Source organism: Pseudomonas sp. TSRC2-2 (assembly GCF_049897785.1).
GTDB lineage: Bacteria > Pseudomonadota > Gammaproteobacteria > Pseudomonadales > Pseudomonadaceae > Aquipseudomonas.
In genome coordinates this window covers 413,036-433,806 of the sequence record NZ_JAFCWZ010000001.1, presented here as the reverse complement: position 1 = coordinate 433,806, position 20,771 = coordinate 413,036, and the positions used below count along the sequence as shown (strand labels likewise).

General features: G+C 61.2%; 20 protein-coding genes, 1 pseudogene and 1 riboswitch. Of the genes and pseudogenes, 15 read left to right on the top strand and 6 right to left on the bottom strand.

Annotated elements, in window-relative coordinates; genetic code table 11:
- Positions 1-58 precede the first annotated feature (58 nt).
- Positions 59-2,443 (bottom strand): efflux RND transporter permease subunit, encoded by a 2,385-nt coding sequence (locus ACP7D9_RS02055; protein ID WP_101155071.1) that lies wholly within the window; start codon positions 2,441-2,443, stop codon positions 59-61.
- Positions 2,440-3,483 carry a WD40/YVTN/BNR-like repeat-containing protein gene (locus ACP7D9_RS02050; RefSeq protein ID WP_313004921.1) on the bottom strand — a complete coding sequence of 348 codons (1,044 nt, stop codon included), beginning with the start codon at positions 3,481-3,483 and terminating at the stop codon, positions 2,440-2,442. The genes ACP7D9_RS02055 and ACP7D9_RS02050 overlap by 4 nt, the downstream gene beginning before the upstream one ends.
- 463 nt (positions 3,484-3,946) lie before the next feature.
- Between ACP7D9_RS02050 and ACP7D9_RS02045 the strand changes: the two genes are divergently transcribed.
- The 7 genes from ACP7D9_RS02045 to ACP7D9_RS02015 all read left to right on the top strand — a co-directional run bounded on the left by ACP7D9_RS02045 (position 3,947) and on the right by ACP7D9_RS02015 (position 9,285).
- On the top strand, positions 3,947-4,537 hold the full coding sequence (locus tag ACP7D9_RS02045; RefSeq protein ID WP_426155364.1) for an amino acid synthesis family protein: 591 nt from the start codon (positions 3,947-3,949) through the stop codon (positions 4,535-4,537).
- Positions 4,538-4,569: 32 nt separating this feature from the next.
- Positions 4,570-5,403, top strand: a complete 834-nt coding sequence (locus ACP7D9_RS02040) for an alpha/beta fold hydrolase (protein WP_426155362.1) — start codon at positions 4,570-4,572, stop codon at positions 5,401-5,403.
- On the top strand, positions 5,400-6,881 hold the full coding sequence (locus ACP7D9_RS02035; RefSeq protein WP_313004915.1) for an aldehyde dehydrogenase: 1,482 nt from the start codon (positions 5,400-5,402) through the stop codon (positions 6,879-6,881). The genes ACP7D9_RS02040 and ACP7D9_RS02035 overlap by 4 nt, the downstream gene beginning before the upstream one ends.
- 12 nt (positions 6,882-6,893) lie before the next feature.
- Complete coding sequence (locus ACP7D9_RS02030; RefSeq protein WP_426155360.1) at positions 6,894-7,379, top strand: flavin reductase family protein; 486 nt, start codon at positions 6,894-6,896, stop codon at positions 7,377-7,379.
- 128 nt (positions 7,380-7,507) lie between these two features.
- Positions 7,508-7,897 (top strand): carboxymuconolactone decarboxylase family protein, encoded by a 390-nt coding sequence (locus ACP7D9_RS02025; protein WP_064384063.1) that lies wholly within the window; start codon positions 7,508-7,510, stop codon positions 7,895-7,897.
- Between the two features lie 58 nt (positions 7,898-7,955).
- Complete coding sequence (locus ACP7D9_RS02020) at positions 7,956-8,720, top strand: GntR family transcriptional regulator (RefSeq protein ID WP_016775014.1); 765 nt, start codon at positions 7,956-7,958, stop codon at positions 8,718-8,720.
- Between the two features lies 1 nt (position 8,721).
- Entirely contained in the window at positions 8,722-9,285 is a 564-nt protein-coding gene (locus ACP7D9_RS02015; RefSeq protein ID WP_101155081.1) for an NUDIX hydrolase, read from the top strand.
- Between the two features lie 44 nt (positions 9,286-9,329).
- Here the strand turns inward: ACP7D9_RS02015 and ACP7D9_RS02010 are convergent, their stop codons facing one another.
- Positions 9,330-9,626, bottom strand: coding sequence for a DUF1330 domain-containing protein (locus tag ACP7D9_RS02010; RefSeq protein ID WP_101155083.1), 297 nt, complete (start codon positions 9,624-9,626; stop codon positions 9,330-9,332).
- Positions 9,627-9,694: 68 nt separating this feature from the next.
- Here ACP7D9_RS02010 and ribBA point away from each other — a divergent pair, with 68 nt between their 5' ends.
- The 5 genes from ribBA (at position 9,695) to ACP7D9_RS01985 (ending at position 15,039) form a co-directional block, all read left to right on the top strand.
- A complete protein-coding gene (gene ribBA, locus ACP7D9_RS02005; protein ID WP_101155085.1) occupies positions 9,695-10,804 on the top strand; it encodes a bifunctional 3,4-dihydroxy-2-butanone-4-phosphate synthase/GTP cyclohydrolase II in 1,110 nt (369 codons plus the stop codon).
- A gap of 316 nt (positions 10,805-11,120) precedes the next feature.
- Positions 11,121-12,146 (top strand): ABC transporter substrate-binding protein, encoded by a 1,026-nt coding sequence (locus tag ACP7D9_RS02000; RefSeq protein WP_426155356.1) that lies wholly within the window; start codon positions 11,121-11,123, stop codon positions 12,144-12,146.
- Entirely contained in the window at positions 12,143-13,051 is a 909-nt protein-coding gene (locus tag ACP7D9_RS01995; RefSeq protein ID WP_101155089.1) for an ABC transporter permease, read from the top strand. The genes ACP7D9_RS02000 and ACP7D9_RS01995 overlap by 4 nt, the downstream gene beginning before the upstream one ends.
- 6 nt (positions 13,052-13,057) lie before the next feature.
- On the top strand, positions 13,058-13,867 hold the full coding sequence (locus tag ACP7D9_RS01990; protein ID WP_426155354.1) for an ABC transporter permease: 810 nt from the start codon (positions 13,058-13,060) through the stop codon (positions 13,865-13,867).
- Between the two features lie 17 nt (positions 13,868-13,884).
- Complete coding sequence (locus ACP7D9_RS01985) at positions 13,885-15,039, top strand: ABC transporter ATP-binding protein (protein WP_426155352.1); 1,155 nt, start codon at positions 13,885-13,887, stop codon at positions 15,037-15,039.
- 131 nt (positions 15,040-15,170) lie between these two features.
- Here the strand turns inward: ACP7D9_RS01985 and map are convergent, their stop codons facing one another.
- Complete coding sequence (gene map, locus ACP7D9_RS01980; RefSeq protein WP_426155350.1) at positions 15,171-15,962, bottom strand: type I methionyl aminopeptidase; 792 nt, start codon at positions 15,960-15,962, stop codon at positions 15,171-15,173.
- Positions 15,959-16,186, bottom strand: a complete 228-nt coding sequence (locus tag ACP7D9_RS01975; RefSeq protein ID WP_007918027.1) for a ParD-like family protein — start codon at positions 16,184-16,186, stop codon at positions 15,959-15,961. Before ACP7D9_RS01975 ends, map begins: the two co-directional genes overlap by 4 nt.
- Positions 16,187-16,324: 138 nt before the next feature.
- A riboswitch (cobalamin riboswitch) is annotated at positions 16,325-16,518 on the top strand.
- Positions 16,519-16,658: 140 nt separating this feature from the next.
- Here ACP7D9_RS01975 and ACP7D9_RS01970 point away from each other — a divergent pair.
- From ACP7D9_RS01970 to ACP7D9_RS01960, 3 genes are read left to right on the top strand one after another with little or no spacing between them, the layout of a single operon-like run.
- Entirely contained in the window at positions 16,659-17,672 is a 1,014-nt protein-coding gene (locus ACP7D9_RS01970) for an ABC transporter substrate-binding protein (RefSeq protein WP_426155348.1), read from the top strand.
- A complete protein-coding gene (locus ACP7D9_RS01965; protein WP_397478515.1) occupies positions 17,669-18,685 on the top strand; it encodes a FecCD family ABC transporter permease in 1,017 nt (338 codons plus the stop codon). Before ACP7D9_RS01970 ends, ACP7D9_RS01965 begins: the two co-directional genes overlap by 4 nt.
- Entirely contained in the window at positions 18,682-19,446 is a 765-nt protein-coding gene (locus ACP7D9_RS01960) for an ABC transporter ATP-binding protein (RefSeq protein ID WP_426155345.1), read from the top strand. Before ACP7D9_RS01965 ends, ACP7D9_RS01960 begins: the two co-directional genes overlap by 4 nt.
- 199 nt (positions 19,447-19,645) lie before the next feature.
- On the opposite strand, the pseudogene ACP7D9_RS01955 reads toward ACP7D9_RS01960, so the two are convergent.
- Positions 19,646-20,758, bottom strand: a pseudogene (locus ACP7D9_RS01955) (5-methyltetrahydropteroyltriglutamate--homocysteine S-methyltransferase); the annotation flags it as partial.
- Positions 20,759-20,771: the final 13 nt, after the last annotated feature.

Below are 20,771 nucleotides of genomic sequence, written 5' to 3'. Positions count from 1 at the left end.
AAAGATAAAAAAGCCGCAACCCCATAAGGTTGCGGCTTTGTCGTTTCAGCCTGTCAGATCAGTGGGCAAACAACGAATTGCCCTTCTGCCCCGCCAGCTTCTCCGGTTTGATCAGGAACTTCGCCAGCGCTGGCAGCAGCCACAGCGCGCCGAACATGTTCCAGAGCAGCATGAAGGTCAGCATCAGGCCCATGTCAGCCTGGAACTTGATCGCCGAGAAGATCCAGGTGCACACGCCGATCGCCAGACACAGGCCGGTGAACAGCACCGCTTTACCGGTGGACTTCAGCGTCTGGTAATAGGCTTCCTGCAACGGCAGCCCGGCACGCAGGAAACTTTCCAGACGGCTGTAGATGTAAATGCCGTAGTCCACGCCGATCCCCACACCCAGCGCCACCACCGGCAGCGTCGCGACTTTGACGCCGATGCCCATGAACGCCATCAGCGCGTTGCCGAGCACCGAGGTCAGCACCAGAGGCAGGACGATGCACAGCGTCGCCGCCCACGAACGGAAGGTGATCATGCACATCACCGCCACGCAGATGTACACCAGAATCAGGATGGTCAACTCAGCCTGTTTGATGACTTCGTTGGTCGCCGCTTCAATCCCGGCATTACCGGCGGCGAGGATGAATTCAAGGCCGTCCTTGTTGTTTTCCTTGGCGAATTCCTGCACCGCTTGCACCGCACGGTCGAGGGTCTCGGCCTTGTGGTCATTGAGGAAAATCAGCACCGGTGCCAGCGAGCAGCTGTTGTTGTACAGGCCGTCTGCGCGGGCGATCGAGTTGTTCAGCACGTCCGGGTTGCGCGACAGGGTTTCCCATTTCAGGTTGCCCTCGTTCATGCCCTTGATCATCTGCTTGGACACGGTCACCAGCGAGATCGCTGACTGCACGCCCTCGGTGTTCTGCATCTTCCACATCAACTGATCGATCGGTGCCATGGCTTCATAGCGCGAGCAGCCCTCGGCCTTGGTCTTGACCATCACCACCAGCACGTCGGAGCTGGTCGAGTAATTGCTGATGATGAAGTTGTTGTCCTTGTTGTAGCGCGAGTCCGGTCGCAGTTCCGGCGCGCCCTGGTCGAGATCGCCAATTTTCAGGTTCTGGCTGTACCAGAGGCCACCGCCGAAAGCGATCAGCGCCAGCACCACCGAGACGCGTGCGACTTTCGGATTGGCGAAGTTCGACAGCAGGCGCCAGAACGGATGTTCGCGGTTCGCGTCTTTCTTGCTCTTGGCAATCGCACGCTTGCTGATGCCGACATAGGAAATCGCCACCGGCAGCAGAATCAGGTTGGTAAACACGATGACCGCGACGCCGATCGACGCACCGATGGCCAGTTCACGGATCACACCGATGTCGATGATCAGCAGCGTGATGAAGCCCACCGCATCGGCCAGAATCGCGATCATCCCCGGCAGGAACAATTGCCGGAAGGTGCGCCGTGCTGCGGTCAGCGCGTTATCCGCCTCGCTGGATTGCAGGGCAATACCGTTGATCTTTTGCACACCATGGGAAATGCCGATGGCGAAAATCAGGAACGGCACCAGCATCGAATACGGGTCGAGCCCGAAGCCGAAGAAGTGCATCAAACCGAGCTGCCAGACCACCGCCACCAAGGTCGTACTCAACACTGCAATGGTGCTGCGCACGCAGTTGGTGAACCACAGCAGCAGGATAAGGGTGATGACGAAGGCGACGCCGAAGAACAGCACCACCATCACCAGGCCGTCGATCAGGTCACCGACTTTCTTGGCGAAACCGACAATGTGGATCTTGATATTGGGATTCTGCGCTTCGAACTTGTTGCGGATCTTGTCTTCGAGCTCATGGGAAAACTGGCGATAGTCCAGCGCCAGCAGCTTGCCTTGGTCCTGCGGGTCCGGGTAGGCCTCCAGCAGCGGTATGTCGACGATGCTCGACTTGAAATCGTTGGCCACCAGACGCCCGACCTGGCCGGACTTGAGCACGTTGTTGCGCAGCAGATCGAGGCTGTCCTGGGAGCCGTTGTAGCTCTGCGGGATCACTTCACCCCCGGCGAAACCCTCTTCGGTCACTTCGGTCCAGCGCACGCTAGGGCTCCACAGCGACTTCAGCCCGGAGCGGTCGACGCCGGAAATGTAGAACACCTCGTCGTTGATCTGGCGCAGGGTCTCCATGTACTCCTTGGAGAAGATGTCGCCGTCGGTAGCCTCCACCGAAATACGCACGGTGTTGCCGAGGTTCGCCAGATCGTTGCGGTGCTCCATCATCTTTTCGATGAAGGGATGCTGCAGCGGGATCATTTTTTCGAAACTGGTCGACGGCCGGATCAGCGTCGCCTGCCAGAACAGGAAGATGCTCACCACCAGGCAGATCAGAATCACGGCCGGGCGGTTGTTGAAAATCAGGCGTTCGAGGAACGTCGCCTTTTCCTGCTGAGGAGTGATCAAGGAAGTCATAGCCCCGCCTTCTTGTTATTGGTCTCGGCACCGTTTGGCTGGGTGATGTGCAATCCACCCTGCCCGGTCAGAATCAGGTTGCCATTGCCGGCGGCGGTGACCGACGACAGCGAAATGCGATCCGGACGGTTGAACACGCTGAAGGTTTCGCCGTTGTCACTGCTGCTGATCACCGAGCCGCCGTTGCCGACGATGACGATCGAGCCATCTTCCAGCAGCGTGCCGCCGGACAGGCCGAACTCCAGCGCACCGCGCGCGGCTTTGAGCTCGACCTGCTCCCAGTTGCTGCCGAAATCGGTGGAGCGGTAGAGGTTGCCGCGCAAGCCGTAAGCGAGCAGGGTCTGCGGTTGCGCCGTGCCGATCACGCCAAACAGCGAACCTTCGTATGGGCCTTCGAGTTTCTCCCAGGTCTGACCGTCATCGGCGGAGCGGAACATGCTGCCGGACTCACCGACGATGAACAGCCCGGCGTCTTTCACGGCAGCAATGGCGTTGAGGTGGAACTGGTCTTCGTTATCGAGGCGGTCGCTGACGTCTTGCCAGTCTTTGCCGCCGTCGGTGGTTTCCAGCAGCGTGCCATAGGCGCCCACGGCAAAGCCGCTGCTGGCGTCCTTGAACCAGACGTCGAGCAGCGGCGATTCACGTTTGAGGTCTTCGAATTGTTTGCTCCAGGTCAGACCGCCGTCTGTGCTGGCGAGAACCTGTGCATCGTGGCCAACGGCCCAGCCGTTTTTGTCGTCGACGAAATACACGGCGGTGAGCAGTTGCCGGGTTGGCACCTTGGCCTGGGTCCAGGTCTTGCCCTGGTCATCGGAATAGACGATGTGCCCACGATCGCCGACCGCAACCAGACGCGCGCCGGCATGGACCACATCAAGAATCAGGCTTTTTGCGGCCTTGGCCGATTCGGTGGCATAGACCACGTCAGCCGGGGCCTCGGCGGCAATCACAGGTGCCGATAACGTGGCAAAGCCCAGCAGCGAGAGTGCTGTGGCCAGCAACGCGGTGTTGCGTAACGCCGGCGGGCGGCAACGACTCATAGACCTTCCCCTATTTATTATTGTTGGGCCATCGGGCCTTCAAGGGCGCCGCAAGAGTGCCCGGCTGCTGGCAGATCAGAATCATCGTCCTGAAACCCGCAATCCAGAGCCCCTTCGGAAGCTGGCTCATCCTATCGGGCTTTGCAAATGTCTGACAATCGGCGCCACGTTATCTTTTGTTAACCGGTACCAGCCTCGCTTGGCCTGCGATTTTCATTGTGGGAGGGGGGCTTGCTCCCGAATCGATGTGCCAGCCACCAGACACGTTGCCTGATCTACCGCTTTCGGGGACAAGCCCCCTCCCACAGAGTTACAGGTTGTCTGGGGGAATTGTGAGTGGCGGATGAATGTGTAGCCATTCGCAGGATAGATGACGCAAATCTTGTGGAGAGGACTTGCAGGATCGGTATTATGGTATACCATCAGACGCACAGACACTCTCAATCCCCCAACGGAGCAGCTCATGAGTTTCGAAATTCGCAAGATCGTCAGCTATGTCGAAGAAACCTTCATCGAAGGCGGCAAGGCTACTGACAAGCCGGTGACCATGGTCGGCCTCGCCGTGGTGATGAAGAACCCTTGGGTGGGCAACGGTTTTGTCGAAGACCTCAAGCCGCAGATCCGCGCCAATTGCTCTGACCTTGGCGCAATGATGGTCGAGCGCCTGGTCGGGATCATCGGCGGTGCCGACAAAATCGAGGCTTACGGCAAAGCGGCGGTGGTCGGTGCTGACGGCGAGATCGAGCACGCCTCGGCGGTGATCCACACCCTGCGCTTCGGCAACCACTACCGCGAAGCGGTGAAAGCCAAGAGCTACCTGAGCTTCACCAACAAGCGCGGCGGCCCGGGCACGTCGATTCAGATCCCGATGATGCACAAGGACGACGAAGGCCTGCGTTCGCACTACATCACCCTGGAAATGCAGATCGAAGATGCGCCGCGTGCCGACGAAATCGTCGTCGTGCTGGGTTGCGCCGACGGTGGCCGCCTGCACCCGCGCATCGGCAACCGCTACATCGATCTGGAAGAACTGGCCGCCGAAAAAGCCCAGTAATCACAACAAGAAAGGCATTGCAGGAGCGCTCCATGATTCGGCTCACCGCTGAACTCACCCCGGCTGGCACCAGTTACCTGGCGACCGGCCAAGGCCAGCCCGTGGTCTTGATCCACGGCGTGGGCCTGAACAAAGAAATGTGGGGCGGACAGATTGTCGGCCTCGCCAGCCAGTATCAGGTGATCGCCTACGACATGCTCGGTCACGGCGCCAGCCCGCGCCCGGCCAGCGGCACCGACCTGCTCGGTTACGCCGATCAGTTGCTCGAGCTGCTCGATCACCTGAATCTGCCCCAGGCAGCGGTGATCGGTTTCTCCATGGGCGGCTTGGTCGCCCGGGCTTTTGCCCTGCACTATCCCGAGCGCCTGCAAAGCCTGGTGGTGTTGAACAGCGTGTTCAACCGCAGCGAAGAACAGCGTGCTGGTGTGATCGCCCGCACTGCGCAGGCCGCCGAGCATGGCCCGGACGCCAATGCCGAGGCGGCGCTGTCACGCTGGTTCAGCCGTGAATATCAGGCAGCCAACCCGGCGCAGATCGCCGCGTTGCGCCAGACATTGGCCAACAATGATCCGCAGGGCTACCTGACCACCTACGAATTGTTCGCCACCCAGGACATGTATCGCGCCGACGACCTCGGCACCATTCAGGCGCCGACGCTGATCGCCACCGGCGAACTCGACCCCGGCTCGACGCCGGAAATGGCCGAGCAACTGGCCCGGCGCATCCCTGGTGCGAAGGTTGCCGTGCTGCCCGAGCAACGGCATATGATGCCGGTAGAGTCGCCGCGTCTGGTCAATCAGATGCTGCTGGAATTTCTCCAATTCGCACACTCCCGACAAAACCATATAAAGGGGATCGTTGCATGACACTCGCACGCTTCCAGATGTGCATCGGCGGAGACTGGGTCGACGCCCTCTCCGGCAAGACCTTCGAAAGCCTCAACCCGGCCACGGCGCAAGCCTGGGCGCAGCTGCCTGACGCTGATGAGGCGGACGTCGAACGCGCTGTGCAATCGGCACAGGCTGCATTCGACAGCCCTGCATGGCGTGGCCTGACTGCAACCGCGCGGGGCAAATTGTTGCGTCGCCTCGGCGACCTGATCGCGGAAAACAAGGAACACCTGGCGCAGCTGGAAAGCCGCGACAACGGCAAACTGATCCGCGAAACCCGTGGCCAGGTCAGCTATCTGCCGGAGTTCTTCCACTACACCGCCGGCCTCGCGGACAAGCTTGAGGGCGGCACCCTGCCGCTGGACAAGCCCGACCTGTTTGCCTACACCGTGCACGAAGCGATGGGTGTGGTGGCCGCGATCATTCCGTGGAACAGCCCGCTGTACCTGACGGCGATCAAACTGGCGCCGGCGCTCGCCGCCGGCAACACCATCGTGATCAAGCCGTCCGAGCACGCCTCGGCGACCATTCTCGAACTGGCACGCCTGGCCCTTGAAGCCGGGATTCCGCCGGGTGTGGTCAACGTCGTCACCGGCTACGGCCCGAGCACTGGCGCCGCCCTCACTCGCCATCCGCTGATCCGCAAGATCGCCTTCACCGGCGGTGCGGCGACGGCGCGGCATGTAGTGCGCAGCAGCGCCGAGAACTTCGCCAAGCTGTCGTTGGAGCTGGGCGGAAAATCGCCGAACATCATTTTCGCCGACGCCGATCTCGACAGTGCGATCAACGGCGCGATCGCCGGGATCTACGCGGCGTCCGGGCAGAGCTGCGTGTCCGGTTCGCGCTTGTTGGTGCAGGACGAAATCTACGACGAGTTCGTCAATCGCCTGGTCGAACGCGCCCAGCGCATCCGCATCGGCAACCCGCAGGAAGACAACAGTGAAATGGGCCCGATGGCCACCGCGCAGCAACTGGCGGTGGTCGAAGGTCTGGTCGCCGATGCGATCGCCGAAGGCGCGCGCTTGCGCACCGGCGGCAAGCGTCCGAGCGATGTTGGCGAAGGCTGGTTCTACGAGCCGACGCTGTTCGAATGCGACCGCAATTCGATGAAGATCATGCAGGAAGAAGTCTTCGGCCCGGTCGCCTCGGTGATTCGTTTCAAAGACGAAGCCGAAGCACTGGCGATCGCCAACGACTCACAGTTCGGCCTCGCCGCCGGCATCTGGACCCGCGACCTGGGCCGTGCCCATCGTCTGGCGCGCGACGTGCGTTCGGGGATCATCTGGGTCAACACCTACCGCGCGGTCTCGGCCATGGCGCCGATCGGCGGCTTCAAGAACAGTGGCTATGGACGCGAAAGCGGCATCGATTCGGTGCTGGCCTACACCGAACTGAAAACGGTGTGGATCAACCTCTCCCAGGCACCGATGCCTGATCCGTTTGTGATGCGCTAGGAGTCCTGCGAAATGATCGAACCCGGCATTTACAAAGACGTCATGAGCTCGTTCCCGTCCGGCGTCACGGTGGTGACGACGCTGGACCCGGACGGCGGCATCGTCGGCATCACCGCCAGCGCCTTCAGTGCGCTGTCGATCGACCCGGCGCTGGTGCTGTTCTGCCCCAACTACGCTTCCGATACCTACCCGGTGCTACGCGACAGCAAGAAATTCGCCATCCACTTGCTCTCCGCCGAACAGACAGCCGAAGCCTATGCGTTTGCCGGCAAGGGCAAGGACAAGGCCAAAGACATCGAGTGGCATCTGAGCGATCTGGGCAATCCGATCCTTGCCAAGGCCACGGCGATTATCGAGTGCGAGTTGTGGCGTGAATACGACGGCGGCGACCACGCGATCATCGTCGGCGCGGTGAAGCACCTGATCCTGCCCGAGCAACCGGTGACGCCGATGATTTATCACAAGGGCAAGTTGGGCGCGTTGCCTGCCTTGACCTGACGAATTCACACAAATCCCCCTGTAGGAGCTGCCGAAGGCTGCGATCTTTTGTCTTTGTTTAAAAGCAAGATCAAAAGATCGCAGCCTTCGGCAGCTCCTACACAAGGGATGGGGTGACTGGAGGAATAATGAGTAACGAGAAGTATGAGAAGGGTCTGAAGATCCGCACCCAGGTATTGGGCGAAGCGTACGTGCAACGTTCGATAGAGAACGCCGACGACTTCACCCGTCCGCTGCAGGAAATGGTCACCGAATACTGCTGGGGCCACGTTTGGGGTCGTGACGGCTTGTCGCTCAAGGAGCGCAGCATGATCAACCTGGCGATGATCTCGGCGCTCAACCGCCCGCACGAACTCAAGCTGCATGTGCGTGGCGCCTTGCGTAACGGCCTGAGTCGTGAGCAAATACGCGAAATTCTGCTTCAGGTCGGCATTTATTGCGGCGTTCCGGCGGCCGTGGACAGTTTCCGGCTGGCCCGTGAAGCCTTTGCCGAAGCCGACGCCGAGGCCTCAAGTTAACCCCTCGGCTGTTTTGATGCCCCTCTGGCATGGACAGCCAAGCTCAAGAGCGGACCCCATGAAACGCCAGCCACTCGACGACAGCTTCAAGGTCAATCGCAACCCCGTTACCCTGCGCGAAATCGTGCTGGACAAACTGCGTAGCGCGATCATGAATTTCCAGCTCATGCCAGGCGATCGCCTGGTCGAACGCGACCTCTGTGATCGCCTCGGTGTCAGCCGGACTTCGGTGCGCGAAGCCTTGCGCCATCTGGAATCCGAAGGTCTGGTCGAATTCGCCGACGCCAAGGGCCCGCGCGTGGCCATCATCACCCTCGATGACGCTGTCGATATTTACGAATTGCGTTGCGTACTCGAAGGCCTGATCGTTCAGCTGTTCACTCTGCGCGCCAAAGCCAAGGACATCAAAGCCCTGGAAAAAGCCCTCGATGACAACCGCAAGGCATTGAAGGACGGCGAGCTGCAGCAGGTGATCGACTCGGTGCAGGGTTTCTACGACGTACTGCTCGAAGGCTCGGGCAATCACGTCGCCGCCACTCAGTTGCGCCAGTTGCAGGCCCGCATCAGCTATCTGCGCGCGACCTCGGTGTCACAGGAAAACCGACGCGGCGCGAGTAATCACGAGATGGAAAAAATGGTCGAGGCGATCAAGAGCGGTGATCCGCTGGCGGCGCATCAGGCCTGTGTCGATCACGTCCGCGCGGCGGCGGCCGTGGCCCTCGATTACCTCAAGCGCAAGCAGGAAGAAACCGGCGTCGCCGTCAAAGGCACCCCGGCGATCACTCTGCCGATCGCGCTGAAAGAACCCCGCATAGGTCAATGACATGTTCAGCCCGAGCTTTTGCCCGAAATGCGGTGGCCCTGACCTTGGTCAGCAGACGCCGTCGGGCGATACGCACGAGCGCCTGATGTGCCGCGGCTGCGGCTATATCCATTACATCAATCCGAAGATCATTGCCGGCTGCATCATCGAGCAGGACGGCAAATACCTCTTGTGCCAACGGGCAATTCCCCCGCGCCCGGGCACCTGGACCCTGCCGGCCGGGTTCATGGAAAGCTTTGAGACCACCGAGCAGGCGGCGTTGCGCGAAGTCTGGGAAGAAAGCGGCGTGCGCGCGGAAATCGTCTCGCCGTATTCGATTTTCAGCGTGCCGAAGATCAGCGAGGTGTACATCATCTTCCGCGCCATCGCTTTGGAGATCACCGGGCAGTACGGGCCGGAAACCATGGATTACAAATTCTTCGCCCCTGAAGAGATTCCCTGGGAGCAGATTTATTACCCGGCGATCCGGCAGATTCTCGAGCGCTATATCGAAGAGCGCCAGGCCGGGGTGTACGGGATTTACATGGGCAATGACGACAGCGGCAAAATCCACTTTATGCGCTGATGTCTGATCATTCCCACGCTCCGCGTGGGAACGATCAATACGGCTTAAATCGGGGCAAAGGCCTCAACAATAATGATCTCCGCCCTCGCCCATTCCTCGCGGTAACTCTTCGCCTCCTGGTACGCCGCTGAGCGGTAGCACGCCACGGCTGTTTCGTAGTTTTCAAACTCGATGATCACCGTGCGTTGCGGCGTTTCACGCCCTTCCATCGCCTCGCTGCGCCCGCCTCTGGCGAGAAATACGCCACCGAATGCGGCAATCGCCTGCGGGGTGCGCTGGGTGTAATGGCTGTAGCGCTCGGCATCGGCTATATCCACATGGGCAATCCAGTACGCCTTCATAGTGACCTCTGTGCTAATTTTGTATTATGGTATACCAATATATTTCCAACGAACCCTGAGAGTCCAGCATGGCCTTCAACAGCATCGAAGAAATCATCGACGATTATCGCCTCGGCAAAATGGTTTTGCTCGTCGATGACGAAGACCGCGAAAACGAAGGCGACCTGTTGCTGGCCGCCGACCGCTGCACGGCGGAGGCTATCAGCTTCATGGCCCGTGAAGCACGTGGGCTGATCTGCCTGACCCTGACTGACGAACATTGTCAGCGTCTGGGCCTGGAGCAGATGGTCCCCGCCAACGGCAGCGTGTTCAGCACTGCCTTTACCGTGTCGATCGAAGCGGCGGTTGGCGTGACCACTGGCATTTCCGCGGCGGATCGAGCCTGCACCGTTGCTGCCGCCGTCGCGCCGAATGCCCGTGCTGAAGACCTGGTGCAGCCCGGCCACATCTTTCCGCTGCGCGCCAAGGAAGGTGGCGTGTTGACCCGCGCAGGTCATACCGAGGCCGGTTGCGATCTGGCGCGTTTGGCCGGTTTCACCCCGGCGTCGGTGATCGTCGAAGTGATGAATGACGACGGCACCATGGCCCGGCGTCCGGATCTGGAACTGTTCGCACGCAAGCACGGGATCAAGATCGGCACCATCGCCGACCTGATCCACTATCGCCTGAGCACCGAGCACACCATCGAACGCATCGGTGAACAAGAGCTGCCAACGGTACATGGCACGTTCCGTTTGATTACTTTCGAAGACCGCATCGAGGGCGGCGTGCACATGGCGATGGTCATGGGCGATCTGCGCCGTGACGAGCCGACGCTGGTGCGTGTGCATGTAATCGATCCGTTGCGCGATCTGGTCGGTGCCGAGTACAGCGGGCCGAAGAACTGGACGCTGTGGGCGGCGTTGCAACGAGTGGCTGAGGAAGGTCACGGGGTGGTCGTGGTGCTGGCCAATCATGAGTCGTCGCAGGCGTTGCTGGAGCGGGTCCCGCAACTGACCCAGCCGCCCCGGCAGTTCAGCCGCTCGCAATCGCGGATCTATTCCGAAGTCGGGACTGGGGCGCAGATTCTGCAGAATCTTGGCGTCGGCAAGCTGCGCCACCTCGGGCCGCCGCTGAAGTACGCAGGGCTGACCGGGTATGACCTGGAGGTCGTCGAGAGCATCCCCTTCACCGAGTAATCTACCTGACCCACATTTCCTGTGGGAGGGGGCCTGCTCCCGAAGGCGTCCTGTCAGCCGACTTCATTATTGAATGACCCGACGCTTCACGAGCAAGCCCGCTCCCACAGGGGCCTGTATTACACGCACGGATTTCTGAGTCACAAAAAACTGTCCTGCCAGATAACCGGTAAGGCAAAGTGCTTGCACAAAGTTTGGAATACCATAATATGATATTCCATAGACCGGACGCTGCAACCAATCGTCCAGCTACTGCTCCCGACAGGCGGGCAACAACGCAAGGCCCGCTCAAAAACACAACAATGAGGGCGTGAACATGGTGTTGAACAAAGCTGCAACTGCGATCTTTTTCGCAGGACTGCTCAGCGTTACCGGCCAGGCTGCAATGGCTGCCGAAAGCGTGAATTTTGTCAGCTGGGGCGGTAGCACCCAGGATGCGCAGAAACAGGCCTGGGCCGATCCGTTCAGCAAGGCCAGCGGCATCACCGTCGTCCAGGACGGGCCGACCGACTACGGCAAACTCAAAGCCATGGTCGAGAGCGGCAACGTGCAGTGGGACGTCGTCGATGTCGAAGCCGATTTCGCCCTGCGCGCCGCCGCTGAAGGCTTGCTCGAACCCCTCGACTTCAAAGTGATCCAGCGCGACAGGATCGACCCGCGCTTCGTCAACGATCACGGCGTCGGCTCGTTCTTCTTCTCCTTTGTCCTCGGTTACAACGAGGGCAAGCTCGGCGCCACCAAGCCGCAGGACTGGAGCGCGCTGTTCGACACCAAGACTTACCCCGGCAAGCGCGCCCTGTACAAATGGCCAAGCCCCGGCGTGCTCGAACTGGCGCTGCTGGCCGACGGCGTTGCGGCTGACAAGCTCTATCCGCTGGACCTGGACCGCGCCTTCAAGAAACTCGACACCATCAAGAAAGACATCGTCTGGTGGGGCGGCGGCGCGCAGTCGCAGCAACTGCTGGCGTCCGGCGAAGCGAGCATGGGCCAGTTCTGGAACGGTCGTGTGCATGCTTTGCAGGAAGACGGCGCACCCGTTGGCGTGAGCTGGAAGCAGAACCTGGTCATGGCCGACATTCTGGTCATCCCCAAAGGCGCGAAAAACAAGGATGCGGCGATGAAGTTCCTCGCCAACGCGAGCAGCGCCAAAGGCCAGGCCGATTTCTCCAACCTGACCGCCTACGCCCCGGTCAACCTCGACAGTGTCGAGCGTCTGGATTCGACGCTGGCGCCCAACCTCCCAACAGCGTACGCCAAGGATCAGATCACCCTTGATTTCGCTTACTGGGCCAAAAACGGTCCGGCTATCGCGACACGGTGGAACGAATGGCTGGTCAAATGAAAATCGCGGCCACTGCGCCCCGCCCCTCCGCTGCCACCGGGAGCGCCGCCGGCGCTGCCGGTTCGGCTTTCAAGCAGCGCTGGCGCGGCGCCGGCAACCTCGTCCCGGCGCTGCTGTTCCTCGGCCTGTTCTTTCTCGCGCCGCTGATTGGCCTGCTGTTGCGCGGCGTGCTGGAACCGGTGCCGGGTCTTGGCAACTACGAACAACTGTTCGCCAACTCGGCCTATGCCCGAGTGCTGCTCAATACCTTTTCGGTGGCCGGGCTGGTGACCCTGTTCAGCCTGTTGCTGGGCTTCCCGCTGGCCTGGGCGATCACCCTGGTACCGCGCGGCTGGGGCCGCTGGATTCTGAACATCGTGCTGCTGTCGATGTGGACCAGCCTGCTCGCCCGCACCTATTCGTGGCTGGTGCTGCTGCAAGCCTCGGGGGTGATCAACAAGGCGCTGATGGCCATGGGCATCATCGATCAGCCGCTGGAAATGGTGCACAACCTCACCGGCGTGGTGATCGGCATGAGCTACATCATGATCCCGTTCATCGTGCTGCCGTTGCAGGCGACCATGCAGGCCATCGACCCGATGATCCTGCAGGCCGGCTCGATCTGTGGCGCGAGCCCGTGGACCAACTTCTTCCGGGTGTTCCTGCCGCTGTGCCGGCCGGGCCTGGCCTCCGGCGGGTTAATGGTGTTCGTGATGTCGCTCGGTTACTACGTCACCCCGGCGCTGCTCGGCGGGGCGCAGAACATGATGCTGCCGGAGTTCATCATTCAGCAGGTGCAATCGTTCCTCAACTGGGGCCTGGCCAGTGCCGGCGCCGCGTTGCTGATCGCCATCACCCTGGTGTTGTTCTACTTCTACCTGAAGCTTCAACCGGAATCCCCGGTTGGCGCCAGTAACGCGAGGTAAGCCGACATGCTCCTGACCCCCAATGCCATGAGCCGGCGCATGCGTTTCGGCCTCTACGCCACGACTGGGCTGATCGGTCTGCTTCTGCTGTTGCCGATCGTGTTCATCGTGCTGCTGTCGTTCGGCTCTTCCCAGTGGCTGGTGTTCCCGCCACCGGGCTGGACGCTGAAATGGTACGGCCAGTTCTTCTCCAACCCCGACTGGATGAACGCCGCTGCCGCCAGTCTCAAGGTGGCCGTACTGACCACGATTTGCGCCGTCGCTCTCGGTCTGCCGACCGCGTTTGCGCTGGTGCGTGGGCGCTTCCCCGGCCGCGAGATGCTCTACGGCCTGTTCACCCTGCCGATGATCGTGCCGCTGGTGATCATCGCCGTGGCGGTGTATGCGCTGTTCCTCAAGCTCGGCTACACCGGGACGATGTTTGCCTTCGTGGTCAGCCATGTGATCGTCGCGCTGCCGTTCACCATCATCTCGATCATCAACTCGTTGAAGCTGTTCGATCAGTCGATTGAAGACGCAGCGGTAATTTGCGGCGCCTCGCGCCTGCAAGCGGTGTTCAAGGTGACGTTCCCGGCGATCCGTCCGGGCATGGTCGCCGGCGCCCTCTTCGCTTTCCTCGTTTCGTGGGACGAAGTGGTGCTCAGCGTGATGATGGCCAGCCCGACTCTGCAAACCCTTCCCGTGAAAATGTGGACCACTCTGCGCCAGGACCTGACCCCGGTGATCGCCGTCGCTTCGACGCTGCTGATCGGCCTGTCGGTATTGGTCATGGTGATCGCCGCCGCCCTGCGCCGGCGCAATGAAATCAGCGCCTGAGCGCCCAGGAGTACGACATGAGTGCCGTGATCAAAGACGCATCCCAGCAGAACGACAACCCCCTGGTCAGCCTGCGCAACCTGAACAAGCACTACGGCGATTTTGCCGCCGTTGACAACATCTCGCTGGACATCAAGGACGGCGAATTCCTCACCTTTCTCGGCTCCAGCGGCTCGGGCAAGAGTACGACGCTGTCGATGCTCGCCGGCTTCGAAACACCGAGCAGCGGCGAGATCCTCGTCAACGGCCAATCGCTGGTCAACGTGCCGCCGCACAAGCGCGACATCGGCATGGTCTTCCAGCGATATTCGCTGTTCCCGCATCTGTCGGTGCGCGACAACATCGCCTTCCCTTTGGCGATCCGCAAACTGGCAGCGGCCGAGCGCGAAAAACGCGTCGATGCAATGCTCAAACTGGTGCAGCTCGAACAGTTCGCCCATCGCCGCCCCTCGCAACTGTCCGGTGGTCAGCAGCAACGTGTCGCCATTGCCCGGGCGCTGGTTTACGAGCCACGCATCCTGCTGATGGACGAGCCGCTGGGCGCACTGGACAAGAAGCTGCGCGAGGATTTGCAGGATGAACTGCGCCAGCTGCACCGGCGCCTGGGCATCACCATTGTCTACGTGACCCACGACCAGGAAGAAGCCATGCGTCTGTCGCAACGCATCGCGATTTTCAGCCACGGCAAGATCGTGGGTCTGGGCAGTGGTTATGACCTTTATCAGAATCCGCCGAATGCGTTTGTCGCATCCTTTCTCGGCAATTCGAACTTCCTCAAACTCAAGGCGCAGGGCAATGCGGCGGCGAGTTTCGAGGGGCAGTCATTGTCGATTCGGCTGACGTCCGGGTTGCACACTGATCAGCATGTGCTGCTGATGGTGCGGCCGGAAAAGGCTGTGGCGCTGAGTGTGCAGCAAGCGAGTGATGAGCCGCTCGCGGCGGGCTGGAATGAGGTGTCGGCGAATGTTGTGGAAGTGCTGTTTCTGGGTGAGAGCCAGACGTGCAGCGTGGTGACTGCGGGCGGGACGTCGATGACGGTCAAAGCACTGTCGGCGGCGGGCATGCCGCTCAAGGCCGGCGATCCGGTGCGGGTGCGCTGGGCGACGGCGGATGCTTGCGTTTATACCGAGTGGGCCGAAAGCGACTTGAACAAGGCTGCCGGTGCCCACTGAAGCTTCTACATGAAATTGCGTTTCAACTGTGGGATCGGGCTTGCTCGCGAAGAGGTCGTGTCAGTCACCATCAAGGTTGAATGACCCACCGCATTCGCGAGCAAGCCCGCTCCCACAAGGTTTTGTGGTGCTCAGACAATCGGGATAAAGCCTTCGACCTCATCCGGCCAAGCCGTCAGCACTTCAAACCCGGTCTCGGTCACCGCGACCATATGCTCCCACTGCGCCGACAACGAGCCATCCTTGGTCAGCACGGTCCAGCCATCCGGCATGTTCTTCACATGGCGCTTGCCGGCATTGAGCATCGGCTCCACGGTAAAAATCATCCCGGCCTTGAGCTTGAGCCCCTGATTGGGAAAGCCGTAATGCAGGATCTGCGGTTCATCGTGATAAACCTTGCCGATGCCGTGGCCGCAGTATTCACGCACGACGCTGAAGCCCTTCGCCTCCGCCAGGCTCTGGATCGCATGACCGATATCGCCCAGCGTTGCGCCCGGTTTCACTGCGCGAATGCCCGCGCACATGGCGTCGTAGGTGGTCTTGATCAGGTGCTGCGCTTCAGGAGTCGCCTCACCGACGACATACATGCGGCTGGTATCACCGAACCAGCCATCCTTGATCACGGCGATATCGAGGTTGACGATGTCGCCGTCCTTCAATGGGGTGCCCGACGGAATCCCGTGGCACACCACGTCATTGACCGACGCACAGACGGTTTTCGGAAAGCCGTGATAACCGACGTTGGCAGGCACGGCTTTCTGCACATTGACGATGTAGTCGTTGCACAGCCGATCCAGCTCATCGGTGGTCACCCCGGCCTTCACATGCGGCACCAGCATCGCCAGCACTTCGGCGGCGAGTTTGCCGGCGGCGCGGGATTTTTCAATGTCGGCAGGCGTGTTGATTTTGATCTGGTTTCTCATGCGCTGACGGCTTCCTGAGTCAGTTGTTGCAAATCCAAGCCGCCGTTCTGTTCGGCGCGGATCAGCAGGCGGCAAATGGCGCTGTGGTCGAGGTTGGGGTGCAGCTCGGCGAGCATGCCGATGCGCATCCAGTGCTCGGCCTGCGCGTTGATCGAGCGGCTGAGGGCGTTGCTGGAGATGCGCAGATTCTCGTGCATGTCCTCTGAAATTTTTACGATGCCCATATCTGTTTCCGATACGAAATGTATATGGAACGTATACTAGCCAAGCTTCGCCCAGGATTGCAAATACCCGGCATGAAAGCACGCGCCCCCTGTAGGAGCTGCCGAAGGCAGATTCGGCTCCCCTTGAGCGCCCTGATCGACTACCATGCCCGCGCCGGTTTCCACACGGAATTAACAGGGAATCCGAAATGCTTGCACAGCATCAATCGGAACTGCCCCCGCAACTGTAGGTGCCGAGCCTGCTCCTCGACTGCCACTGGGTCATTCCCGGGAAGGCCGGAGCACGGCGATGACGCATCAGTCAGGAGACCTGCCGGCACAGTGACTGACTAACCGGCGGGGTGTCCGGGAAGGACATCGTGCCGTGTGTGTTTTCACAATGCCGGCCTTGCGCTGTTTCCACGACCGCGCCCGAGGTGTGTTTCCAAACCGTACCCGCCCGCTCCCGTACGGTTCCCCTGGAGACTGCCCAATGCTGCTGACCCGCGTTGCCACCCTGCTGACCTGTCTGAGCCTTTGCACACTGGTTCAAGCGGCACCGACTGCGTATCCGCTGACCGTCGAAAACTGCGGCAGCAGCCTGACCTTTCAACACGCACCCACTCGCACAGTGACCATCGGCCAGGCCGGCACCGAAATGCTCTACGCCTTGGGTCTGGGCGACAAGGTCGTCGGCACCTCACTGTGGTTCAACGACGTGATGGGCATATACAAAGCCCAGAACGACAGGATCGAGCGCCTCGCCGACAACGAGCCGAGTTTCGAAGCGGTGATCGCCAAACGCCCGGAGCTGGTTGCCGTCGAGCTGGAATGGATGGTCGGCCCGCAAGGCGCGGTCGGCAGTCGCGAGCAGTTCCATGAATTGAAGATTCCCACCTACCTGCTGCCCTCCGATTGCGAAGCCAAGGACAACCTCGTCGGCTCCGACGGCACGCGGCTGGCGCCGTTCCGCATCGACAGCATCTACAAAGGCGTGAGTCAACTGGCGGCGATTTTCGATGTGCAGGCGCGCGGCGAACAGCTCAATGAGCAGCTCAAAGCCAGCCTCGCGCGGTCGATCACCACCGCGAAAAAACAGAAGCGCAAAGACGTCAGCGCCCTGGTGTGGTTCTCCAGCGCCGAGATGGACATCGAGCCGTTCGTGGCCGGGCACAAAGGCGTTCCCGATTTCATGCTCAGCACCCTCGGCGTGCGCAACGTCGTCGAGTCGGATGAAGAATGGCCGACCGTTGGCTGGGAAACCATCGCCAAGGCCAACCCGACGTTTCTGGTCATCGCGCGCATGGATCGTCGACGTTTCCCGGCGGACGACTATCAGAAAAAACTCGCCTTCCTGCGCGGTGATCCGGTGACGCGCAACATGGACGCGGTCAAGCACAACCGCATTATCGTCCTCGACGCCATGGCTATGCAGGCCAGCCTGCGCACCTTCGACGGCCTCGAACAATTGGCCAGCGCCATCAACGGCTACGACCTGTCGCAATGAGCAGACACCTGATTCGGTCGCTGCTGGTCCTGTTGACGCTGTCGGTCGCGCTGATCGGCGGCGTGGCCATTGGCGAGACCTCGATCGAGCCAAGCGTGGTGTTGCAGGTGCTGGCCAACAAACTGTGGGGCGCCGGTCATGTGCTCGACCCGATCGACGAAGGCATCGTCTGGAATTATCGCCTGACTCGCGCTTTGGTCGCGGCGGCCTGCGGTGCCGGCCTCGCCACGTGCGGGGTGATCCTGCAGTCGTTGCTGCGCAATCCGTTGGCCGATCCGTATTTGCTGGGAATTTCCGCTGGCGCCTCGACCGGCGCGGTGATGGTCGCCCTGCTTGGCGTCGGCGCCGGGGCTATTTCATTGTCGGTCGGTGCCTTTGCCGGTGCGGTGACGGCATTCGTGCTGGTGATCCTGTTGGCACGGGTCAGCGGCTCGGCCAGCGGCACCGGGCAGATCATCCTGGCCGGCATCGCCGGGTCGCAGTTGTTCAACGCCCTCACGGCGTTTCTGATTACCCGCTCAGCAAGCTCGGAGCAAGCGCGCGGGATCATGTTCTGGCTGCTGGGCAATCTCGGCGGCGTACGCTGGCCGTCGGTGTGGCTGGCGGTGCCGGTAGCGCTGCTGGGGTTGGTGGTGTGCCTGTGGCATCGGCGTGCGCTGGATGCGTTTACCTTTGGCGCGGATTCGGCAGCGTCTCTGGGCATTGCCGTGCGTCGCGTGCAGATTCTGCTGATCGGCTGCGCCGCGCTGGTGACGGCGGTGATGGTGTCGATTGTCGGCTCGATCGGCTTTGTCGGTCTGGTGATTCCCCACGCCGCACGGTTGTTGCTCGGTACCGGCCATGCGCGTCTGCTGCCCGCCAGCGCACTGGGCGGCGCGGTGTTTCTGATCGCCGCCGATGTGCTGTCACGCACCCTGATCAAGGGTCAGGTGATTCCGGTCGGCGTGATCACCGCGCTGGTTGGCGCGCCGGTGTTCGCCCTGATTCTGGTGGGTCGGAGATCGGCGCGATGAACACGGTTCTGAGTTGTGCGGGTGTGGGCTTCAAAGTGCGCAGCGCCGAGTTGCTCAACGGTGTCAGCCTCGACGTTCAGCGCGGCGAGACACTGGGTATTGTCGGGCCGAACGGTTCAGGCAAATCCACTTTGCTCAAACTGCTCGCCGGCCTGCGCGAACCGAGCGTCGGCCATGTGCAGCTCGGCGGTCAGGCGCTGGGCAAGATGTCACGGCGCAGCATCGCGCAGACGCTCGCGGTGGTTGAGCAACAGGCCGACACCGACGACGGCATCCGCGTGTTCGACGCGGTGGCGCTGGGGCGCACGCCATGGTTATCGGCGCTGCAACCGTGGTCGCCGGCCGATGACGCCATCGTCGGGCAAGCGTTGGTTGACGTCGACGCCGTGCACCTGCGCAACCGCCTCTGGCGCAGCCTCTCCGGCGGCGAACGCCAACGCGTGCACATCGCCCGCGCACTGGCCCAGCGCCCGCAGATCCTGCTGCTCGACGAGCCGGCCAACCACCTCGACATCCAGCATCAGTTGAGCATTCTGCAAGTGGTGCGTGCGCTGCCGGTGACGACGCTGATCGCCCTGCACGACCTCAATCAGGCGCTCAAGTGCGATCGTCTGGCGGTGCTGGAACGCGGCCGTCTCGTGGCATTGGGTGAGCCGTTGCAAGTGCTGACGCCGGAGCGTCTACAGATGACCTTCGGGGTCAGGGCGCACTACCTGACGGACCCGTTCGATGGGGCGCAGATATTGCGTTTTCTTACCTGACGCATGTGTAGCTGACGGACCGCTTTCGCGAGCAAGCCCGCTCCCACAGTGGACTTGTGGGTTGCCGGGGATCGCGGGTGTAGCGCGAAATCCTGTGGGAGTGGGCTTGCTCACGAAGGCGGTTGGTCGGGCAATTTATTTGTGGCTGCCACTCCGCCTTCGCGAGCAAGCCCGCTCCGACGAAGGGCTACGCGCGCAGCGCTTGCGGCTCGCTGACCGTTTGGGCGAGCACAGCCACCTCTTCATACTTTTGTCGGGCGAACGCCAGCCAGCTTTTCATTTCGGCATCTAACTGGTCTTCTCGGCCTGGATCGACCGGACTGTGCAGCAACGAGCAGGACGGCGCCACCCACAAACGATCACCCAGACGCTCATGAGCGTGACGCAGCGTCGCCAATGCGTTTTGCAGATCGCAGCGCCAGACGTTACGACCGTTGACCACACCCAGCGACAGCACTTTATAGGCTGGCAGACGATCAAGAATGGTCGGGTACTGATCCGGCGCGCGCACCAGATCGATGTGCAGGCCGTCGACCGGCAGGTTCGCCGCCAGACCGAGGTTTTCTTCCAGACCACCGAAGTAGGTAGCGAGCAGTTTTTTCAGCGGATCGCGCTGGATCTGGTTGTAGGCGCGTTCGAAAGCATTCTTCCAGTCCTGCGGCAGATCGAGGACCAGAATCGGCTCGTCGATCTGTACCCACTCCACGCCCAGTGCCGCCAGCCGGGCGAAGATCTGGCCGTACAGCGGCAGCAGGCGATCGAGCAAATCGAGCTTGTCGAAGTCGGCGCCTTTGGTTTTGCCCAGCCACAGATAGGTCAACGGGCCGAGGATCACCGGTTTGACGTTGTGCCCCAGCGCACGGGCCTCTTCGGTTTCTTCAAACAGCTGCTCCCAACCCAGCTGGAAGTGCTGATCGGCGCTGAATTCCGGTACGAGGTAGTGATAGTTGGTGTCGAACCACTTGGTCATTTCCTGAGCCTGGCCGTCGCTGCAGCAAGCATTGCTGACGCCTCGGGCCATGCTGAACAGCGTCTGCAGCGTGGCTTTGCCGTCATGGGGGCGGAAGCGCTCGGGGATCACGCCGAACATCAGCGAGTGGCTCAGCACCTGGTCGTACCAGGCGAAGTCGCCGACCGGCAACAAATCGATGCCGGCGTTCTTCTGCAAGTCCCAATGGACCTTGCGCAGCTCACGCCCGACGTCACGCAGGCCCGCCTCATTCAGTTCTCCCTTCCAGAACGCCTCTTGCGCTTTCTTCAGTTCACGGTCGCGACCGATGCGCGGAAATCCAAGGGAATGGGCCAGTGCCATGACAAACAACTCC